The organism is Flavobacterium algoriphilum, assembly GCF_048158655.1.
In the GTDB taxonomy this organism is placed as follows: Bacteria; Bacteroidota; Bacteroidia; order Flavobacteriales; family Flavobacteriaceae; genus Flavobacterium; species Flavobacterium algoriphilum.
In genome coordinates this window covers 886,912-905,969 of record NZ_JBLNKY010000001.1, presented here as the reverse complement: position 1 = coordinate 905,969, position 19,058 = coordinate 886,912, and the positions used below count along the sequence as shown (strand labels likewise).

Below are 19,058 nucleotides of genomic sequence, written 5' to 3'. Positions count from 1 at the left end.
GCTCCACACTTTAGGGGTGTCTGCAATATTGTAGGCTGAGAATTACCCTCTGAACCTGATCTAGTTCATACTAGCGTAGGGAAAAGTAAGATGACTTCCGTGCATATTTATATGTCATTGTAGCCATTCCTAAAGTATAACTGTATACTAAACTCAAAAGGAATGGAGCTTAAAATCAACAATCAAACGAAACAATTTGCAACTGACAGTCTTACTGTTCAGGCACTTCTTGACTTGGAAATTCCCATCAAACAAAATGAAATTGCCGTAGCCATCAACAACACCGTTAATCCAAAATCGAACTGGAATTCCCATCTTATACAAGAAACCGACGATATTCTCATCATCTCTGCCACGCAAGGAGGATAACCATTTTAATTTAAAGATTTATGGATTAAAATATTTATCAAATCCACTCTTAAATCTTTCAATTTTTTAATCCTTAAATCCTTCAATTAAAAAAACATGAATAGCGAAGAAAAGAAATCAAGAACTCCTTTCCCAAACTCTACAAAAATTTACGTAGACGGAACCATTCATCCTATAAAAGTAGCGATGCGTGAAATTGCATTAGCAGACACTAAAATGTCAAATGGCCGAATAGAAAAAAATCCTCCTGTAACCGTTTACGATACTTCCAGTCCATTCACCGACCCAAATATCGAAATTGACATTCGAAAAGGATTACCCCGCATTCGGGAACAATGGATTCTGGATCGTAATGATGTGTAAGAACTGACTGAAATCTCTTCTGAATATGAAAAAAAACGTCTGAACGACGAAAAATTGAACGAATTGCGTTTTGAATATTTGCATAAACCCATGCGTGCCAAAAAAGGAGCCAACGTTTCCCAATTGTATTATGCAAAACAGGGAATCATCACTCCCGAAATGGAATACATTGCCATTCTGAGAGCAAATGGCAAAATAATTCAAATGTATGCTCCTTTGTATTTAAGTAACGAATGCCAAAACATTTGCACGTATTGTGGCTTTAGTTTAGACAACAAAATCAAACGAAAAACACTTACGGAAAATGAAATTACGCAAGAAATTGAGGTCTTAAAAAAAGCGGGATTTGATCATGTTTTGCTTGTTACTGGCGAAGCCAATCACACTGTAAATATTCATTATTTTCTAAAGGCAATTGCACAAATAAAAAATGATTTTTCAACCATTTCAGCCGAAGTACAACCCTTGTCAAAAGAAGAATATGAACAATTACATGACGCCGGTGTCTATTCGATTTTAGTATATCAGGAAACCTATCATCGTGAAGTTTATAAACAGTACCATACCAAAGGGAAGAAATCCAATTTTGATTTTCGTTTAGAAACACCAGATCGAGTGGGAACTGCGGGCATTCACAAAATTGGATTGGGTGTTTTATTAGGATTGGAAGATTGGCGTAAGGACAGTTTTTTTAATGCCTTACATTTGGATTATTTACAAAAAACCTATTCGAAAACTAAATATGCGGTTTCATTCCCTAGATTGCGACCGGCTGAAGGAGTCATTGAGCCAAACTTTATCATGGATGATGCCGATTTGACCCAGCTCATTTGTGCCTATCGCTTGTGGAATAAAGACTTAGAAATCTCACTGTCAACCCGTGAGAACGAAAAATTCCGTGATAATATTATTCCTATTGGCATTACCAGTATGAGTGCCGGTTCTAAAACTAATCCTGGTGGATATGTGGTTGATCCACAATCATTAGAGCAATTTGAGATCAGTGATGAGCGTTCCGCTGCCGAAATTGCAAAAATTATTTCCAGCAAAGGATACCAGCCTGTTTGGAAAGATTGGGACAGAAGTTATGATTGCAGATTTTAGAATAATGATTTTAGATTTCAGATGTAGGAGACCCACTAAAATTAACAATCTTGTACGTATCAACACCAAATCTGAATTTAAAAATCGTTAATCTTCATTCAAAAATTTCACAACTTTAATTACATTATCCCGAAAGGGGAAAAGAAATATTTTCATTTCCTTCTAAAATTAAATGAGTACCATTCAAGATTTTTTACGTTATAACCGTCAGATGATGCTGCTGGAAATAGGCGATTCGGGGCAAGAACAACTAAAAAAAGCTAAAGTTTTAGTGATTGGCGCAGGCGGATTGGGTTGTCCTATTTTACAATATATGGCAACCGCCGGAGTGGGGACTATTAGAATAGTTGATTTTGACAAAATCGAATTGCACAACTTGCACCGTCAAATTTTATACACGGAGCAACAAGTTGGCAAATCAAAAGCACTTACGGCAAAATCGGTTTTAGAAACTTTAAACCCATTAATTCATGTTATTGCTTTTGAAGAAAAACTGACCGTTGAAAACGCCGCACAAATTATCATGGATTTTGATGTAATTGTTGATGGTTGTGATAATTTTGAAACCCGTTATCTGGTAAATAACACCTGCGTAACATTGTGAAAATCATTGATTTACAGTAGTATTTAAAATTTGAAGGACAAATGGCTGTTTTTAACCATAATGGAAATAAAAATCTTCGGGATTTATTCCCGGAATCACCCAATCCTAAAGATGTTCCCAATTGCAACTTTAATGGCGTAATGGGTACTCTCCTGGGAATTATAGGAACCATGATGGCCCACGAAACGTTGAAACTAATAATGGATTTACCAACATTAGAAAATGAATTGGTACTTTATAATACTTTGGATTGGAGTTTTACAAAGTTGACTTTTTAGGAGAAGTTTTCAGTCGCAGTTGGCAGTAAAATAAGTCACAGCAGCAATTTTATATAGATATACGGTGTCATTTCTGTTATCGATAATAAGTAGTCTACAGCCTGAAAACTGAACACTATTTACCCAATATTTTCATAAATTCATTTCTCTCAATTTCCCTGCAGCCCAAGCTTTCCAGATGCGGATTATAAACCTGACAATCCAATAATTTATAATTGGCTGCTTTTAATTGGCTTACCAAAGCAATGAAAGCCACTTTTGAAGCATTAGAAACTGTAGAAAACATACTTTCACCACAGAAAACATCACCTAAATCGATACCATACAAACCACCGACTAAAACATCGTCTTGCCAAACCTCAACAGATTTTGCTATGCCTAATTCGTTCAATTTGCAATAGGCTTCAATCATATCATTGGTAATCCAAGTCCCATTTTGACCACTGCGTTTTATGTTTTGGCAATTCGAAATGACATCTCTAAAATTCTGGTTGAAAGTAACTTTAAAAATATTCCGATTAAGAATAGTACGCATACTTTTTGAAACAATCAACTCATCCAGAAACAACACCATTCTGGGATTTGGTGACCACCATGTAATGGGTTCTCCATATTCAAACCATGGGAAAATTCCACTTTTGTAAGCAAGTTGCAAACGTTCAGCAGACAAATCTCCTCCAAGAGCAAGAATACCCGTAGCATTAGTCTGGGAAACTGGAGGAAAGAATAGTGCTGCAGTTAAATAATACATTCTTTATTAAAAAATAAACCCGACAGCTATTATAACTGTCGGGTTGTTAACTATTATGAATCTAAAATCATATGATTAAAATGGCAAATCGTCTGCTTCTTCTTCGTTTAAATTTGTAGCTGGAGCAAATGCTTCAGCAGCTGGCATTGGAGGCATTTGCGCATTAGGCGTATCAGCCGCTACTCTTTCTACTCTCCATCCTTGAATTGCATTGAAATATTTAGTCACCCCTTGTGGATCTACCCATTCGCGACCTCTTAAATTGATAGAAACTTTTACCGCTTCACCTACTTTAAAACTATTCAATAAATCACATTTATCTTGTACAAATTCCACTAAAATATGTTGTGGATATTGTTCTTCCGTTGTTACTACAAGCTCTCTTTTTAAGAAACTACCGTTTCCTACATTTTTAGCATCCCCAAGCATTTTAATTTTTCCTGTAACTTCCATCTTCGTTATTTTTTATTGTTATTTACGTTATTTTTTTGCTAAAAGCACTTTCCAAGCAGACAAAACATCATTGTCATCCAAATATTTTTTCGCCTCCAAGTGTACTTTTTGCTGATCATCAGCGCTTAAAACTCCTTTTACAGCAAAATTATTTTTTACAAATATACTAACTTCTTCTAATGTAGGCAAGGTTTCAATATTACCTAATATTCCCAAATCATTACCATCAAAAACGGGACTTTCTTTTATAAAATCCGGAATAGCATCCACCCCAATTCCTAAAGTTGCAAGTGGTTTCGGCACTTCAAAAAGCCCTTGATTTGATCTGGAATACCAGTTTCCGCCTAATCTTGAAACCAAATCTATTTTATACTGGTCAATTGCTCCGTTATCGTCTAAAACTGCTTCATTAATATGAATTCTCACTACTTCACAAAGTATTAAATTTCCTGCTCCTCCTTTACTCCCCAAAGGAATAATCTGAGTGACTTTACATTCAAATTGCACTGGAGATTCTTTTACTCTAAAGGGTTTTACAATATCCGAAGGAATAGGCGTCAAACCCGATTTTATAAATTCATTTACACCAGCGGCATACTCCGTACTTGCAAGAGATGTTTGTTGGACCATATCATAATTCACCACATTAATTACTACTTCACCTGTTGCTTCGGCATTGATCAAAGTGTGTTTAATCGAATTATCACGAACTCGTCTTGCAGGCGAAAATATTAGGATCGGCGGATTGGCGCTGAACACATTAAAAAAACTAAAAGGCGACAAATTAGGAATTCCATTGGCACCAATTGTACTCGCAAAAGCGATAGGCCTTGGTCCTACTGAACTTTGTAAATAGCCTTGCAACTTTGCCGTCTCAATACTTTTAGGATCAATACTAATCATGCTTTTTTCTTTGTATATAAATACGTTTCTTAGACCACAAAAGTAAGTAAATGGTTTTAAATTTAAAAAAACGATTACCAATTTAAGAACAAATAATTTGAATAGTTTTACCAAAATAATTCTTTGATAAAAAATAAAATAATAATGCTGCTATTTCGTTATATTTATACTTCAAATTTTAATTTATGCAATTTTCAGAAAGAAAAAATACAACCCGTTGGATTATTATTTTCGCTTCTTTTTTTATAATTTCATTAATTCTTTGGAACACGTATACGTTTTTTCAAATCTTCAAAAATGAAGAACGTTTAAAAATGAATCTTTGGGCAAAAGCACAAAAGACCCTTATCAATGCTGATGAAAATACCGACGTAGAGCTTCCGCTTCAGATTTTTAGTAACAATACCTCAATTCCCATAATACTTACTGAAAATGACAGAATCATAAACACGGTAAATGTTGATGATGCCATTGTAAAAAACAAACCCAAAGCTAATGCCTTTTTACACGATTTAAAAAACGAAAATGAGCCCATTGTAATTGAATATGTCCCAGGAAAATTTCAAAAACTATATTATGGTAATTCCGCATTATTGAACAAACTAAAATATTATCCAATTGCTTTGTTGCTCATTATAGTACTATTTGGTGGCTTAGTTTATAATTTCTATCGAAGTACCAAAATGGCTACACAAAACAAACTCTGGGCAGGAATGGCGAAAGAAACCGCGCACCAAATAGGAACACCACTTTCTTCATTAATTGGCTGGGTAGAACTCTTGAAAGCCGAAAACATAGATGAAAGTACTACTTTCGAAATTGAAAAAGACATTGAACGCTTACAGACTATAACAGATCGTTTTTCGAAAATAGGTTCGGAACCAAAATTAGAAAACAAAGATATTATAGAAGAAACACTTCAATCGTATGATTATTTGCAATCTCGATTTTCGAAACAAATTGAATTTTCATTTAAAGCACCAAAAACACCTATCATCGTTTCGCTTAATCCTACTTTGCACAGTTGGACTATAGAGAATTTAGTAAAGAACGCTATCGATGCTATGAAAGGAAGAGGGAAATTAGCTTTAGAAATTGAGCAAGAAGGCAATACTGTTAACATAAAAATCATAGATTCCGGAGGTGGAATCCAGAAAAAACAATTCAAAACTATATTCGAACCTGGTTTTACTACTAAAAAGCGAGGTTGGGGTTTAGGACTTTCTTTAACCAAAAGAATTGTGGAAGAATACCACAAGGGAACCATAAAAGTCTTAAATTCCGAAATAGGAAAAGGAACAACTATGCAAGTCAGTTTTAAAAAAAGCAATTTAGTTTAGCGGAGCTCAAAGCCAAGAAACGGTACTAAACATCGTTTTTCTGACGCTATTTGACTTACTCAAATATTCTTGTACAAATGACTCATGTTCTTTTGCTTGTGCCAAAACAGCATTGATCGATTTTTTTAACGAAGTCAAACTAGAGGAATTTCCAGTTCCAACCGAACCAATTGTGTAAACAGCATCTTGACATTTTACTAATTTTTCAATTGGAGCTTGAATCATGCTGCTAATTTCATTGTCAGACATGCTGGGCTTAAACTTATTATTTCTATAATGGACAAAGTCGTTTAATAAGACAACGGCCTCGTTGTAATTGTTGACTATTGAATTCAATTTTTCAATATTGGAGTTTTGTCGTAAATAGGTTATCTCTTTCTTTTTCCCCTCTAGGCGTTCTAAAATCATGGCATTTTTAACTCCATTTTTTTCTATCCTTGCTGCAGACTCAAATAATTTATCGATTTCTGACAAAGTATTGTATTTGGCAATTTCGTTCTCAAAATTGAAATATTTCTTCGATTTATTGATTTGGGTAGTTCCTTCATAAAACTCATTATTGGTAACCGGATAATTCAGAAACTGCCATAAATAATCAAAAGGAATATGAGAAGAAATCAATTTTGTGGGTTCTGCCTTAAAATAATTCTCATTTAATTTTTTAAAAAAATTTCCATTATTTACATATCCAGAACCCCAAGTAGGGTCAAATAAATACCACTTATTATCAATTTTTGCAGCACACCAAGCATGAGCCAAGTTTGCAACTTTTCCATATTGTTTGGTATAACCTTTTATTATGTATGATTGTATTCCTATTTTATTCGAAATATTATTAAAGACCTCAGCATAATGAATACAAACTCCTTTCCTTGTTTTCAAGGTTTTCGTTATTTGCTCTTGTGGAGTTTCATTGAAGTTTACAGTAAACATCGTAGCAACATCGTAGCTAATATTGGATGCAGTCCAATAAAAAACAGCACGGATTTTATCGGTATCTGTTTTAAAGTTAGCATTTATATACTTGGCAATAGCCTCAGTAGAATTGATGGAACTGGAAGGGATAACAGCCATTTTCTTGTCAATTAAAGCATATCCTGCATTATCCTGACCGAAAGTTAAAACGGATAAAAATAAAGAAAGTATTAAATAAATGTTTTTCATCTTACCAAATAGACTCACAAATTAAAAGGGAATAGATTTTCATCTATTCCCTTTCTAAACTAAAACCGTACCAATTTATTTTATTGGCAAAAAATTATAAATTGGCTTTAATACTTATTGCTAATGCTTCAAATTCTTGTTTTGAAAGCGACACTTTATTTTGGAAACGCATCTCATCCATTTCATTCAAAGGAATAAGATGAACGTGAGCATGAGGAACTTCAAGACCTATAACTGCCATTCCAATTCTTTTACAAGGAACTGTTTTTTCTAATGCTACGGCTATTTTTTTTGAAAACTGCATAAGACCCATATACAACTCATCTTCAATATCAAAAATCTTATCGATTTCTTGCTTAGGGACACAAAGAGTATGTCCTTTTGCATTTGGATTTACATCCAAAAACGCCAAAAAATCATCATCCTCTGCGATTTTATAACACGGGATTTCTCCGTTTATAATTTTAGTAAAAATACTTGACATATTTGATTTATGATATTTGATTATAACATTAAAAAACTAGCTTTTTAAATAACTGCATCTGGGTTTAGTCGCGGGAAATTTCTAAAATTTCGAATTTCAAAACGCCATTAGGAACCGTAATTTCAGCAAATTCCCCTACTGATTTCCCTAGTAAACCTTTACCAATTGGAGAGGTTACAGATATTTTTCCTGTTTTTAAATCCGCTTCACTTTCGGCAACCAATGTGTATTTCATTTCCATTCCATTGGTTTGGTTTTTGATTTTTACATTAGACAAAACTAATACTTTAGAAACATCAAGATGCGTTTCATCAATTAATCGAGCATTTGAATGCACATCTTCCAGTTTTGCAATTCGCATTTCCAACATTCCTTGTGCTTCTTTGGCGGCATCATATTCTGCATTTTCAGACAAATCACCTTTATCTCTTGCCTCAGCTATATCTGCAGATGCTTTAGGACGCATTACACTTTTCAAATAATCCAATTCTTCTCTTAACTTCTTTAATCCTTCCGCGGTGTAATAAGATACTGTGCTCATAATTTCGTCATTTATATAAATAGAAAAAATCCCATCAGGACGGGATTCTTTCCACAAAGATATTATTATTTTTTTTTAGCCTATAAATATATGTTATTCATATATAATTCAAAGTTAAATAAATTAAATTTGTTTCGCTAATTCTTTTACTATATTTTAAAATGAAAAAACACATCCTACTTTTCTTTATTATTTCTTTTTTCTTTAGTTGTAGTAACAATGGTTTTGACAATAAAAATCCATACCTCCCTAATTATAGTTTCACTCAAGATATCAACATGAATCTACCCGCCTATTCTAATCTTCAGTATCCAAGTAATGCTATTTATTATTCTGGCCTGGGAGCCAAAGGGATATTTGTATTCAATACCGGAAGTGGCTATAATGCATTCGATGCCGCTTGCCCCAATCAAGCTTTGAGTAGCTGCTCTACCATGACCCTAAAAGGAATAAACGTAGTATGTCCTTGTGATAATGCAGAATACAGCTTATTTACCGGCCAAAGTACGGGAAAACAATACCTATTAAAGCAATACCGTGTAGAAGTAAACGGAAACGTACTTCGAGTATATAATTAAAAGCATAAAAAAAATCCTGACAAGTAAAACCATCAGGATTTTCGAGTAATATAACTAATACTGATCTAAAACTTCAATGTTAATCCAGCTAAGAAGTTAATTCCTGCTTGTGGATAATAATATGGATAAACATCCCACATATAACCATTGGAAACATATTTCTTGTCTAAAACATTGTTAACCAAACCAGTCAAAATAATTGATTTAAAAACTGATTTTGGTTTAATTTCGTAAGCAACATTCAAATCATTCACAAAATAATCCGCCAACTTTGCAGCCGGTAATTCAATATTGTTCATATATTGTTCTCCAACAAATTTTTGCATCCAAGATACTTGAAAATTTGCTGTTGGTTTGTAAACCAAAATATTCCCAACAATAACTGATGGTGAATAAGCAATATCAGTAGTTCCGTAATGCTCCCCTTCAACAGCTAAATCAATGTTCTTATTGGCACTTAAAGTAAAATTAGGACGAATGATAAATTGTTCCGATACCGCAATTGTAGCATCTACTTCTAGTCCTAAACGGTAGCTTTTTTCACTGTTCGAACGGATTGGGCTTCCTACATCGTCTAATTTTCCAGTTAATATCAATTGGTCTTTATAGGCCATATAATAGACATTCGAATTGAATTGTACTTTATCAGTAAGATATCTCCAACCCAATTCAAAGTCATTCAACTTTTCTGGCTTAGTATTTCCGCCTTCATAATCCGTTCTGTTTGGTTCACGATTCGCTCTTGCATACGAAAAGTACAACTTGTTTTTAGCATTGATATCGAAATTCAATCCTGTCTTAGGATTAAAAAAAATAAAGGTATCATTTACGGAACCGGTTTCATAACTATTCACTTTGTAATGTACATTTCTAAGTTGTAAATCTCCGAATAAGCTTATTTTTTCTGTTATTTGATAATTTGCTTTTGCAAAAACATTTCCATCGGTTTTAACAGCAAAATCATCATAATAATGATCTCCCAATTCACTTTGAGAAGCGAAGCGCGCCCAAATTACTTTCCCAAAATGGTCTCCTTCATATTTGTTATAACCACCACCAAAAATGACGTCCAATTTTTCCGTGGTATAATTGGCCGAAAATGTAGTTCCGTAGAAATCATTATCCAACCATTTTTGACGGATTAAATCAGTTTTATTTATCGTTGCCCCATTAATGACCATTGGAGTCAAACCATAACTTGAAAACTTCGCATCTTCTTTATAATTTTCATAATATCCTTTTCCTTTAGTATAATGAAAAGCTAAGTTCGTACTCCAATTATTGGAAACTTTTTCATTCCAATGCAATTGATAATGATCTTGTTGGTAGTTATCCGTTTCATTATCATAATAACGTATTTGACCGAATTCATCCGTAAAAATTCCGGCCGAATTAAATGTTCTGTCGCTATTCATCGTGTCTCCATCAGTTCCATTCCAAGATTGATATGTTTTTTCTTTTCCTCCAAAAGCCAAAGCTTTAATTAAAGTCGTTTTACCAACATACGTTCCCTGAAGAAAATAAGATTTTAAATCTGATGCCGCTCTGTCAATATACCCATCCGATTTCAACGCAGACAAACGTCCCGCCAATTCAAAATGATCATTAATCAATCCTGTACTGAATTTTACAGTATGCTTTCTAGTATTAAAACTTCCAAAAGAATTAGAAATTTCACCATTACTTACTGCAGCATAACTATCCGTCAACATGTTTAAACTCGCACCAAAAGCACCTGCACCATTTGTCGAAGTTCCTACGCCACGTTGCAATTGCAAACTCTCCACCGAAGAAGCAAAATCGGGCATGTTTACCCAGTAAGTCCCATGACTTTCGGAATCGTTATAAGGAATTCCATTTATTGTGACATTTACTCGTGTTGCATCACTACCACGAACACGAATCCCAGTGTATCCTACTCCATTTCCAGCATCGGAAGTGGTTACAACTGACGGTAAATAATTCATTAAAATAGGAATGTCCTGTCCCAAGTTTCTAAATTTGAGTTCTTTTTTATCTAAATTGCTAAAACTAACCGGAGTTTTTGAAGTAACACGAACTGCCGAAACCAATACTTCATCGAGTTGGTTTACTTTGGTTGTGTCTTTGACTTGTGAAAAGGAATAAATGGATAATAGAGAAAAGATAATCGACAGCAAGAATCTTGAACTTTGCGCCTTTGTGCCTTTCTGGCCAATAAAATAAAATAAAGTGTTCATCCGTAAAAAGATTACGAATAAAAGGGGGAATTATTCTTTTGTTAAATTAAAATGATTGTTTCCTATGACAAATCGGTAGTGTGCACGCTATCTTTTTGTCATTTTTTCCCTTGACAACATTACTTGTCCAGGTTCTTTGGGTATAATCTCAGCTCGTTATTTAGAGCACCCCTTTGAGACGGTGCAAAAGTAGTTTTTTTTGTTCAAAATTTAAAGTTTTAGAAAAAAAAGTAAAAATGACCTAGTCTAAATTAGGTTTTTTCCTGTTTTTTTTAACTTCAGAAATATTCTTTTTATTCTTTATTCGCTTTCTAATAACCGATTTAGGAATTTTAGTTGCTCTTCTTTCTTTAGGAATAATTAATCCATTTTTGATTATTTCCAAAAATCGTTTGATAACAATTTCCTTGTTTTTAAGCTGACTTCGATCTTCATCACAGTTCAAAATTAAAACTAATTCAGTCGTTAATCTTGATGATAATTTAGTTTCCAGCAGCAGTTTCTCCTCTTGGGTTAATGACTGTGACTTTTTCAAATCAAAAGTCAAAACCACTTTAGAAGAAACTTTATTTACATTTTGTCCGCCAGCACCACTACTTCGAACGGCTTTCAACGTTAATTCTGATATGATTTTTTCTTTTTCCAATTTTATTGAGACTGGTGTGCCGATTTTAATAAATCATTTACGCTTTTTACTGGATTAAAGGTAATTAAAGGTACTTGAACAAATATGGTAATCCAATTTGCCATAGCACCATTCCATAAACCAGGCAATTCATATGATTTGATAGTTTTTCCTAATGTGTTTTTCTCTACAATAAATCCACTGTTATGATCCACAAACTTCCTTAGGTCAAACTTCTCTTTTTTATAATTTTTAAGCCCACAAACTAAATCAACAGGATTGAAATGAGTAGCGTTATCAAGGATTTTCTTTTGACTTTCATTTGACAAATCCGCTTGAGAGCTTTCTACAATTTGCAACGAGACTGCGCCTTTTTTATCTTTCACCCAGAATGGTCCTCCACCAGGTTCCCCCTCATTTTTTACCATTCCACAGACTCTGACGGGTTTGTTTAAAAGAACTTTAAGTTCGATAACTTTATTCTCAAAACTAAGTTCGTAAAAATCGTTTGGAGTTCTAATATTTAATTTTTCTTCCAAAAAAAGTAAAATTTCATCAATATATTCTTGTTGAATTTCTTCAGCATCTATTGCGTACAAATACTTAAATAATCGTTGTTGTATTTCTATTAAAATTCCTGCTAATGCTCTTTTATATAAAGCAATTTTTTGAATATTATTTTGAATGACGTTGTCAATATTTTTTATAAAAACAATATCGGCATCCCGGTTATTTAAATTATCTATCAAAGCACCATGACCACCTGGTCTAAAAAATAATCTTCCATTTTCATCCCTAAAGGGCTTGTTTTCAAAATCAACTGCAAGAGTATCTGTATTCTTATTTTGATAGGAATAACTAACTCTTATTGTTGTGCCTGATTGGTTTTCAATTGATTTTTTTACAGTATCAATTATACTATCAAATTGATTTTGATGGACTTCTGAAACCGTAAAATGCAAATGGGCATTGTCATTTGAACTTGAATAATAAGCACATTCATACAAATGTTCTTCTAAAGCCGTTGCTATATGGGTCTTGTATTTATGAAAAGGAAGCACTCCCTTAGGTTTACTTGAAAAATCAAAGAAATCTTTAGCTAAAAGCAACTTTATAAAATAATAGTTTTTATTATCTCTATTAAGCGAATCAAAGTCAGGGAACTCTTCTCTCAACTTTTCATCAATTGCTTCAAAAAATGGAAATTTTTCTAAGCCTACTATAAATATAGACAGTTCCGTATCTTTTTTCCTGTTTATATAAGCGTTAATACTTTCATTTTCAATATCAAACTCATTCAAGAAAGCAATCAAAAATTTAAACATTCTACTTGCTGCTCCCGATGCAGGAACGAATTTTTCTAATTTTAAATTTGTTTTGTTTTTATCAAAAAATATTGCTTTTTCTTGAAAATATTTTTCAGATAATTTTAAAATACCGTTAAACAAAGTTGCGGGTCCAACTAGATTACTCTTTTCTATTCCTTTTCTAAAAAAACTCAATTGTTGTTTGATATTTTCTAATGGAACTCCTTGTTCGTAAACTTGCACAAAATCAGCGGGAGAAAAACCCATTTTCTTAGCCTCTGTCAAGTCATCAATTATTGAAATGGCTTTATTTAATCGTAAATTCTTGTCTCCCGAAAGCGTTATAAATGGCTTTTTATTATCAATTAAAGATTGTTTAAAAACTGCAAATACAGATTCTCTTTTTTCAGGACTATCTCTCAAATCATCTTTTTCCCAAGGAAAATCTATATCAGTCAGGAAAAATAAATCGTATTCATGTTCAAGAGCCGCTTCCCCTAATAGTGGATCACAATAATTATAATACACTTCAGAGAATACCTTTGTCACCATCAAATTTGTATCACAAAAAAGATATTTATTAGCGATTAAAAGACTTTTATTTTCTAATTGGGTTTGACCATATGCTATAGGCAGCATGTCATCAACATCACAAATAAGTTGATTTTTATTCCATTTTTCTTGAAGATAATCTCGTGCGAACTCAGGAACCCATTCCGTATTATAATATTCGGCGAGTTGCTTTGCTAAAGTAGTTTTGCCCGTACTTTCAGGGCCAAAAAGAGCAATTTTTATGATTTCTGTAGTTCCATTTTTGGGGAACTGTTTAAGGTTTTCTTCCATTCTAAATAGCCGTAAACGGCAACAATTGTAAATACTAGATACTGAAAACTTGTAAAAGTAAAACCTTTTATAAAATACAGTGGAATGGAAATTACATCGCCTATAATCCAAAATATCCAATTTTCAATTTTCCTTTTGGCCATAAGCCACATTCCGATAAAGAAAATACCCGTTATAAAGGTATCAACATAAGCATACCAAGTAGTAAATTTATGAAAATAGTGATACACTGAGACCACAAATGCGATCGTAAATATAAAAAGAATTATCGCAATTCGTTTTTCATTACTAGAAATTATTGAAATGGGAAACTCTACTGTTTCTCCTTTTTTTCTTGTCCAATGGTACCAACCATAAATACTCATTATAAAATAATAACCATTGATCATCATATCACCCCATAAAGTCCATTTCCAAAGTAAGTAAACATAAATAAATGTACTCACTAACCCTGTAGGAAAAACCAAAATATTATCTTTTTTAGCATACCAAACACTAAATAGTCCAAAAATTACCGCTACAATTTCCAGAATAATGTCGAATGTTGGGTAATCTCTATATTGAGAAAAAAAATATTCTATCATTAGATCTTTTAAATTATTGATTGAAAAAATTCATGTCATTTTCAAAAGCCGTTCCTATTACCACCAAATCGGCTCCTGCATTGTACGCCTTTTGAATTCCTTGCAAATCTACAATTCCACCTCCAACAACTAATGGGATTTCAATATTTTGAGAAACTTTTTTAATCATTTCGAAAGGAACAGCATGTTTTGCACCGCTTCCAGCTTCAAGATAAATCAATTTACTTCCTAACATTTCTCCTGCTTGTGCGGTTTGAATTACATAATCAATATCATTCCGATCCAGCGGTTTGGTTTTACTAATGCGTCCTACTGCAGTTTCATTTCCACTTTCGATTAAAATATAACCAGTCGAGATTATTTCTAAATCTGTTTGTTTTAAAATTGGAACCGCATTTACCTGATGTTCTATTAAATAATCGGGGTTCCTTCCTGAGATTAGCGACAGAAATAAAATCGCATCAGCTTTATCAGAAATCTGAGATGGATTCCCGGGAAAAAGAATGATTGGTAAATCACAATTTTGTTTAATTTGTACAATTAACTCCTCAAGAATAGTTGTTAGAACAAGGCTTCCGCCAATGAAAATATGGGTGGCTGGTGAATGACTGATTTTTGAAATTAAGATCTCTAAATTCTCCCAAACAATTTTATCAGGATCCAGAAGAATAGCCAACAATTTTTGACTTTCGACTTTAGACTGGATGATTTCGTTATAAATATTTATCATTTTTGGCACGTAGGTAATGGGAATTTTAATTTTACTCGGATTATTTAATTGAATACTAATTTTCAAAGGCATAAACTAAAGTAAAATCCTCTATTTCTTCAAAATAAATATTGAAATCCTTAACCAAATTATTAAAATGAAGTTTAGCTGCCATTTGTTTAACGTTAATCTGAAAATCCTCGACAACTATATGGTCTTTGAAGCTAATTCCTTTTTCGTTTCGGATTTTAAAAATGGCTTCTTTGGCTCCCCAAATTACGGTCAATTTCCGAATGTAATCTTGTTTTTTTTCAGTCTCAAAGCTTGGCGATAAGAATTGAAATTCTGAGTCACAGAATTTATCTGCGATTCGGATGATTTTGTCTCTTTGCAATTCGATGTCGATACCTACGGTTTCATGACTGATAATAATTGCCGAAAAATTATGGGAATGTGTTATCGAAATGTGCTTCTCTCCATGAAGATGCGGTTTGCCGAATTCGTCATAATACAAATCTAAATCGGTGTGGCCTGTTTCCTGTAACAACTTGCGAACACTAAGAAAAGCGCGCTGGTGCATTTCGGATTTCATTCCGTCAAAGCGCATGCGATTGCTATCATTTAAGACGACTTGTTCAAATAATTCTGTAAAGGATTCAGTTACTTTCCAAACGAGAATTTGGGTCGTGGAATTGAAGTTTATGGTTTTGAAAAGCGGCATCGTTTTTTTAGTTTCGTTTTTTAGCCCCGGTAGCAGCGGCATCCTTTTTTCAGGCTTTTTTGCGTGGAAAAAGATATAGCGAATAACGGGAAATAGCTCCAGAAACTGAAACAAGTCCAACTTAATGAAATTATTTAGTTAATGTTCAAAAGATTAGCGAATTAAACAATTCATAAATCTTTTAGAAAACAGTTAAATTCTAAAGTTATTCCGTAAATTTGCAAAAAAATTTTACAATTACAAATATACTATAAATGAGTACTACAACTATGCCTTTTGTGGCTTTCAAAGTTAAAGACATTTCTCTAGCGGCTTGGGGAAGAAAAGAAATTGAACTAGCTGAAGCTGAAATGCCAGGTTTAATGGCCCTTCGTGCGGAATACAAAAACGAACAACCACTTGCTGGCGCTCGTATTGCAGGATGTTTGCACATGACAATCCAAACTGCGGTTTTGATTGAAACGTTAATCGCTCTTGGTGCTGAAGTGACTTGGAGTTCTTGTAACATTTTCTCTACTCAAGATCAAGCTGCTGCTGCGATTGCTGCTGCAGGAATTCAAGTTTATGCTTGGAAAGGTTTAAACGAAGAAGATTTTGACTGGTGTATTGAGCAAACATTATTCTTTGGTGAAGACAGAAAACCATTAAATATGATTCTTGATGACGGTGGAGATTTGACGAATATGGTTATTGACCGTTTCCCGGAATTAGTTGCTGGTATCAAAGGATTATCTGAAGAGACTACAACAGGAGTTCACAGATTGTACGAAAGAGTAAAAGCTGGAACATTGCCAATGCCGGCTATCAACGTAAATGACTCGGTTACTAAATCAAAATTTGATAACAAATACGGTTGTAAAGAATCTGCAGTTGATGCGGTTCGTCGTGCAACTGATATTATGCTTGCTGCAAAAAGAGTAATCGTTTGTGGTTACGGTGACGTAGGTAAAGGAACTGCGGCTTCTTTTAGAGGCGCTGGTTCTATTGTTACTGTTACTGAAATTGACCCAATTTGTGCGCTTCAAGCTGCAATGGATGGTTTTGAAGTAAAGAAATTAGATACTGTTATTGCTACTGCTGATATTATCATTACGACTACTGGAAATAAAGATATCGTTTTGGGTTCTCATTTCGAAAAAATGAAAGACAAAACTATCGTTTGTAACATTGGACATTTTGATAACGAAATTGATATGGCTTGGTTGAACGAAAACCACGGTGCATCAAAAATCGAAATCAAACCACAAGTGGACAAATATACGATTGCTGGAAAAGACATTCTTATCCTTGCCGAAGGCCGTTTGGTAAACCTAGGTTGTGCTACAGGTCACCCAAGTTTTGTAATGAGCAACTCTTTTACTAATCAAACGCTAGCGCAAATAGAATTGTGGAAAAACAGCGCGGCATACAACAATGACGTGTATATGCTACCAAAACACTTAGATGAGAAAGTAGCTATGTTGCACTTGGCAAAATTAGGTGTTGAATTAGAAACATTACGTATTGATCAAGCGGATTATATTGGTGTTCCAGTTGAAGGACCATTCAAACCAGAATATTACAGATACTAGATTACTAATTTTGAAGTAGTGATTTATGAATTCAAATTAAGAACCCTTGCAGCAATGCAGGGTTTTTTTGATTTTTGGACGTAACCTCATTGAACCACTTTTAATAATTCACACCAACTCTACAACACCGACTTATCTCCAGTTTGAAAATGCCATTCTAAATCTAATTAACTATTATTGCTTACAGACAAAAGTTCTGTTAGCCTTACCAATAGAAACGCTGTTTATTATTTACTAATAAATCCGTAACGGAATCATTATAATTTAAGTTTGTGTATATTTGAGTAAATTATTTCTTTTCAGGAAATTAAACCTACTGAAAAACCCTATTCATAAAACCGAAGAAAAGAACAACCTAAACTATAAAACCATGAATACTTATTCTATTATTGCCCAACTTGTAATCGCATTCTCTGTAAGTTATGTTTGGATTTTTCGGTTTGATAACATTGTTAACGAATTTAAACAATACGGCATATCGGATTTGACAAGAAATGTCGTTGGAGCCACCAAAATAGCCTTATCAACCTTGTTAATAACAGGAATTTGGTATCCTGAATTAGTATTTATACCGGCACTCATAATGGCCTTTCTAATGATAAGTGCACAATTTTTTCATTTTAAAGCAAAAAACCCTTGGTCTAAACATTTTCCATCTTTATTCCTTTTGGTATTATCCCTTTTTGTCGCACTATGCGCATCCAAATAATTAAAATATGAATTTTTTAAATGTACTTATTTTCTTTTCGGCAGCCTCCTTTCTCATCTATGGAATCGCATATTTTGTTTCTACAAATATGAAAAATGAATTCAAACGCTTCGGTCTAGAAAAGTTTGGTCCATTAACCGCTATTTTGGAATTGACAGGTGCTCTAGGCTTGTTTATTGGTGTCCAGAACCACACTATTTTAATACTTGCTTCAGGAGGATTAGCTTTATTGATGTTGCTTGGCGTGTGTGTAAGAATAAAGATAAAAGATTCTTTATTGGTTTCCTTACCTGCCTTTTTCTACTTTGTGTTGAATCTCTATATTTTATACAGAACCTTAGAATAAATCAATCAGAAGTTTAATTTTTCATTTGTGATCCGATTGAGTTTATTATAAAACAGCAATAACTCTATAGCATCTAAATGAATATACAAACCCATTTAGATATCGAAAATTTGCAGTCTAAACCTTCAATATTAATCACAAATATCAATTTTTCATAAATATTAAAAAAAAACCCGTTTCTTTCGAAACGGGTTTTTAAATAATTGAGTAAATCAATTATGCTTCAACTTCAAATGGAAGGATAGAAACATAAGATTTGTTATCTCTTTTCTTTTGGAAGAAAACAACACCATCAACTCTTGCATGTAAAGTATGATCTTTACTAATGTAAACGTTTGCACCTGGATTATGTTTTGAACCTCTTTGTCTTACGATGATGTTCCCAGCAATAGCAGCTTGACCACCAAAAATCTTAACACCTAAACGTTTTGATTCTGATTCTCTACCATTCTTAGAACTACCGACACCTTTCTTGTGAGCCATGACGTATTA

21 protein-coding genes, 1 pseudogene and 1 riboswitch are annotated in these 19,058 nt (G+C 33.5%); of the genes and pseudogenes, 9 read left to right on the top strand and 13 right to left on the bottom strand.

The annotated features are described in order from the left end of the window. Positions 1-2 precede the first annotated feature (2 nt). Positions 3-99, top strand: a riboswitch (TPP riboswitch). Positions 100-162: 63 nt separating this feature from the next. The 4 genes and pseudogenes from thiS to ACM55G_RS03895 all read left to right on the top strand — a co-directional run bounded on the left by thiS (position 163) and on the right by ACM55G_RS03895 (position 2,718). Then, positions 163-369: a sulfur carrier protein ThiS gene (gene thiS, locus ACM55G_RS03910; RefSeq protein WP_416842597.1), complete on the top strand. Its 207-nt coding sequence runs from the start codon at positions 163-165 to the stop codon at positions 367-369. Positions 370-465: 96 nt separating this feature from the next. Beyond that, positions 466-732 carry a hypothetical protein gene (locus ACM55G_RS03905; protein ID WP_416842596.1) on the top strand — a complete coding sequence of 89 codons (267 nt, stop codon included), beginning with the start codon at positions 466-468 and terminating at the stop codon, positions 730-732. A 63-nt stretch (positions 733-795) separates the two neighbouring features. Next, positions 796-1,836: a 2-iminoacetate synthase ThiH gene (gene thiH / locus ACM55G_RS03900; protein ID WP_416842595.1), complete on the top strand. Its 1,041-nt coding sequence runs from the start codon at positions 796-798 to the stop codon at positions 1,834-1,836. Positions 1,837-2,008: 172 nt separating this feature from the next. Next, positions 2,009-2,718 (top strand): annotated as a pseudogene (locus ACM55G_RS03895) (HesA/MoeB/ThiF family protein). A 115-nt stretch (positions 2,719-2,833) separates the two neighbouring features. On the opposite strand, the gene aat reads toward ACM55G_RS03895, so the two are convergent. The 3 genes from aat to ACM55G_RS03880 form a co-directional block, all read right to left on the bottom strand. After that, complete coding sequence (gene aat / locus ACM55G_RS03890) at positions 2,834-3,469, bottom strand: leucyl/phenylalanyl-tRNA--protein transferase (protein ID WP_416842594.1); 636 nt, start codon at positions 3,467-3,469, stop codon at positions 2,834-2,836. A 75-nt stretch (positions 3,470-3,544) separates the two neighbouring features. After that, a complete protein-coding gene (locus ACM55G_RS03885) occupies positions 3,545-3,922 on the bottom strand; it encodes a DUF3127 domain-containing protein (protein WP_416842593.1) in 378 nt (125 codons plus the stop codon). 27 nt (positions 3,923-3,949) lie between these two features. After that, complete coding sequence (locus ACM55G_RS03880; protein WP_416842592.1) at positions 3,950-4,825, bottom strand: flavin reductase family protein; 876 nt, start codon at positions 4,823-4,825, stop codon at positions 3,950-3,952. Between the two features lie 185 nt (positions 4,826-5,010). Here ACM55G_RS03880 and ACM55G_RS03875 point away from each other — a divergent pair, with 185 nt between their 5' ends. After that, the gene (locus ACM55G_RS03875; protein ID WP_416842591.1) at positions 5,011-6,165 is read left to right on the top strand and encodes a sensor histidine kinase; all 1,155 of its coding nucleotides are present in this window, start codon (positions 5,011-5,013) and stop codon (positions 6,163-6,165) included. 6 nt (positions 6,166-6,171) lie between these two features. On the opposite strand, the gene ACM55G_RS03870 is transcribed toward ACM55G_RS03875, so the two are convergent. The 3 genes from ACM55G_RS03870 to greA form a co-directional block, all read right to left on the bottom strand. Further along, on the bottom strand, positions 6,172-7,329 hold the full coding sequence (locus ACM55G_RS03870; protein WP_416842590.1) for a transglutaminase domain-containing protein: 1,158 nt from the start codon (positions 7,327-7,329) through the stop codon (positions 6,172-6,174). 94 nt (positions 7,330-7,423) lie between these two features. Beyond that, positions 7,424-7,813, bottom strand: a complete 390-nt coding sequence (locus ACM55G_RS03865) for an HIT family protein (RefSeq protein WP_416842589.1) — start codon at positions 7,811-7,813, stop codon at positions 7,424-7,426. A 64-nt stretch (positions 7,814-7,877) separates the two neighbouring features. Continuing rightward, positions 7,878-8,354: a transcription elongation factor GreA gene (greA, locus tag ACM55G_RS03860; protein ID WP_416842588.1), complete on the bottom strand. Its 477-nt coding sequence runs from the start codon at positions 8,352-8,354 to the stop codon at positions 7,878-7,880. A 161-nt stretch (positions 8,355-8,515) separates the two neighbouring features. Between greA and ACM55G_RS03855 the strand changes: the two genes are divergently transcribed. Then, the gene (locus ACM55G_RS03855; protein ID WP_416842587.1) at positions 8,516-8,932 is read left to right on the top strand and encodes a Rieske (2Fe-2S) protein; all 417 of its coding nucleotides are present in this window, start codon (positions 8,516-8,518) and stop codon (positions 8,930-8,932) included. Between the two features lie 65 nt (positions 8,933-8,997). Here ACM55G_RS03855 and ACM55G_RS03850 read toward each other — a convergent pair whose 3' ends face one another. From ACM55G_RS03850 to ACM55G_RS03825, 6 genes are all read right to left on the bottom strand, one after another. Beyond that, positions 8,998-11,151 carry a TonB-dependent receptor gene (locus tag ACM55G_RS03850; protein WP_416842586.1) on the bottom strand — a complete coding sequence of 718 codons (2,154 nt, stop codon included), beginning with the start codon at positions 11,149-11,151 and terminating at the stop codon, positions 8,998-9,000. Between the two features lie 241 nt (positions 11,152-11,392). Then, the gene (gene arfB, locus ACM55G_RS03845; RefSeq protein WP_416842585.1) at positions 11,393-11,797 is read right to left on the bottom strand and encodes an alternative ribosome rescue aminoacyl-tRNA hydrolase ArfB; all 405 of its coding nucleotides are present in this window, start codon (positions 11,795-11,797) and stop codon (positions 11,393-11,395) included. A gap of 2 nt (positions 11,798-11,799) precedes the next feature. Next, positions 11,800-13,926: a DUF4301 family protein gene (locus tag ACM55G_RS03840; RefSeq protein ID WP_416842584.1), complete on the bottom strand. Its 2,127-nt coding sequence runs from the start codon at positions 13,924-13,926 to the stop codon at positions 11,800-11,802. Continuing rightward, complete coding sequence (gene pnuC / locus ACM55G_RS03835; RefSeq protein ID WP_416842583.1) at positions 13,875-14,510, bottom strand: nicotinamide riboside transporter PnuC; 636 nt, start codon at positions 14,508-14,510, stop codon at positions 13,875-13,877. The genes ACM55G_RS03840 and pnuC overlap by 52 nt, the downstream gene beginning before the upstream one ends. Before the next feature lie 13 nt (positions 14,511-14,523). Then, positions 14,524-15,240, bottom strand: a complete 717-nt coding sequence (locus tag ACM55G_RS03830; RefSeq protein WP_416842582.1) for a phosphoglycerol geranylgeranyltransferase — start codon at positions 15,238-15,240, stop codon at positions 14,524-14,526. 55 nt (positions 15,241-15,295) lie between these two features. Further along, positions 15,296-15,940 carry a 4'-phosphopantetheinyl transferase family protein gene (locus ACM55G_RS03825; RefSeq protein ID WP_416842778.1) on the bottom strand — a complete coding sequence of 215 codons (645 nt, stop codon included), beginning with the start codon at positions 15,938-15,940 and terminating at the stop codon, positions 15,296-15,298. A gap of 254 nt (positions 15,941-16,194) precedes the next feature. On the opposite strand from ACM55G_RS03825, the gene ahcY reads away from it, so the two are divergent. The 3 genes from ahcY to ACM55G_RS03810 all read left to right on the top strand — a co-directional run bounded on the left by ahcY (position 16,195) and on the right by ACM55G_RS03810 (position 18,566). Next, positions 16,195-17,511, top strand: a complete 1,317-nt coding sequence (gene ahcY, locus ACM55G_RS03820) for an adenosylhomocysteinase (protein ID WP_416842581.1) — start codon at positions 16,195-16,197, stop codon at positions 17,509-17,511. A 370-nt stretch (positions 17,512-17,881) separates the two neighbouring features. Next, positions 17,882-18,220: a DoxX family protein gene (locus ACM55G_RS03815; RefSeq protein ID WP_416842580.1), complete on the top strand. Its 339-nt coding sequence runs from the start codon at positions 17,882-17,884 to the stop codon at positions 18,218-18,220. Between the two features lie 7 nt (positions 18,221-18,227). Next, a complete protein-coding gene (locus tag ACM55G_RS03810) occupies positions 18,228-18,566 on the top strand; it encodes a DoxX family protein (protein ID WP_416842579.1) in 339 nt (112 codons plus the stop codon). 216 nt (positions 18,567-18,782) lie between these two features. On the opposite strand, the gene rpmA is transcribed toward ACM55G_RS03810, so the two are convergent. Beyond that, the gene (gene rpmA / locus ACM55G_RS03805; RefSeq protein WP_086453627.1) at positions 18,783-19,049 is read right to left on the bottom strand and encodes a 50S ribosomal protein L27; all 267 of its coding nucleotides are present in this window, start codon (positions 19,047-19,049) and stop codon (positions 18,783-18,785) included. Positions 19,050-19,058 lie beyond the last annotated feature (9 nt).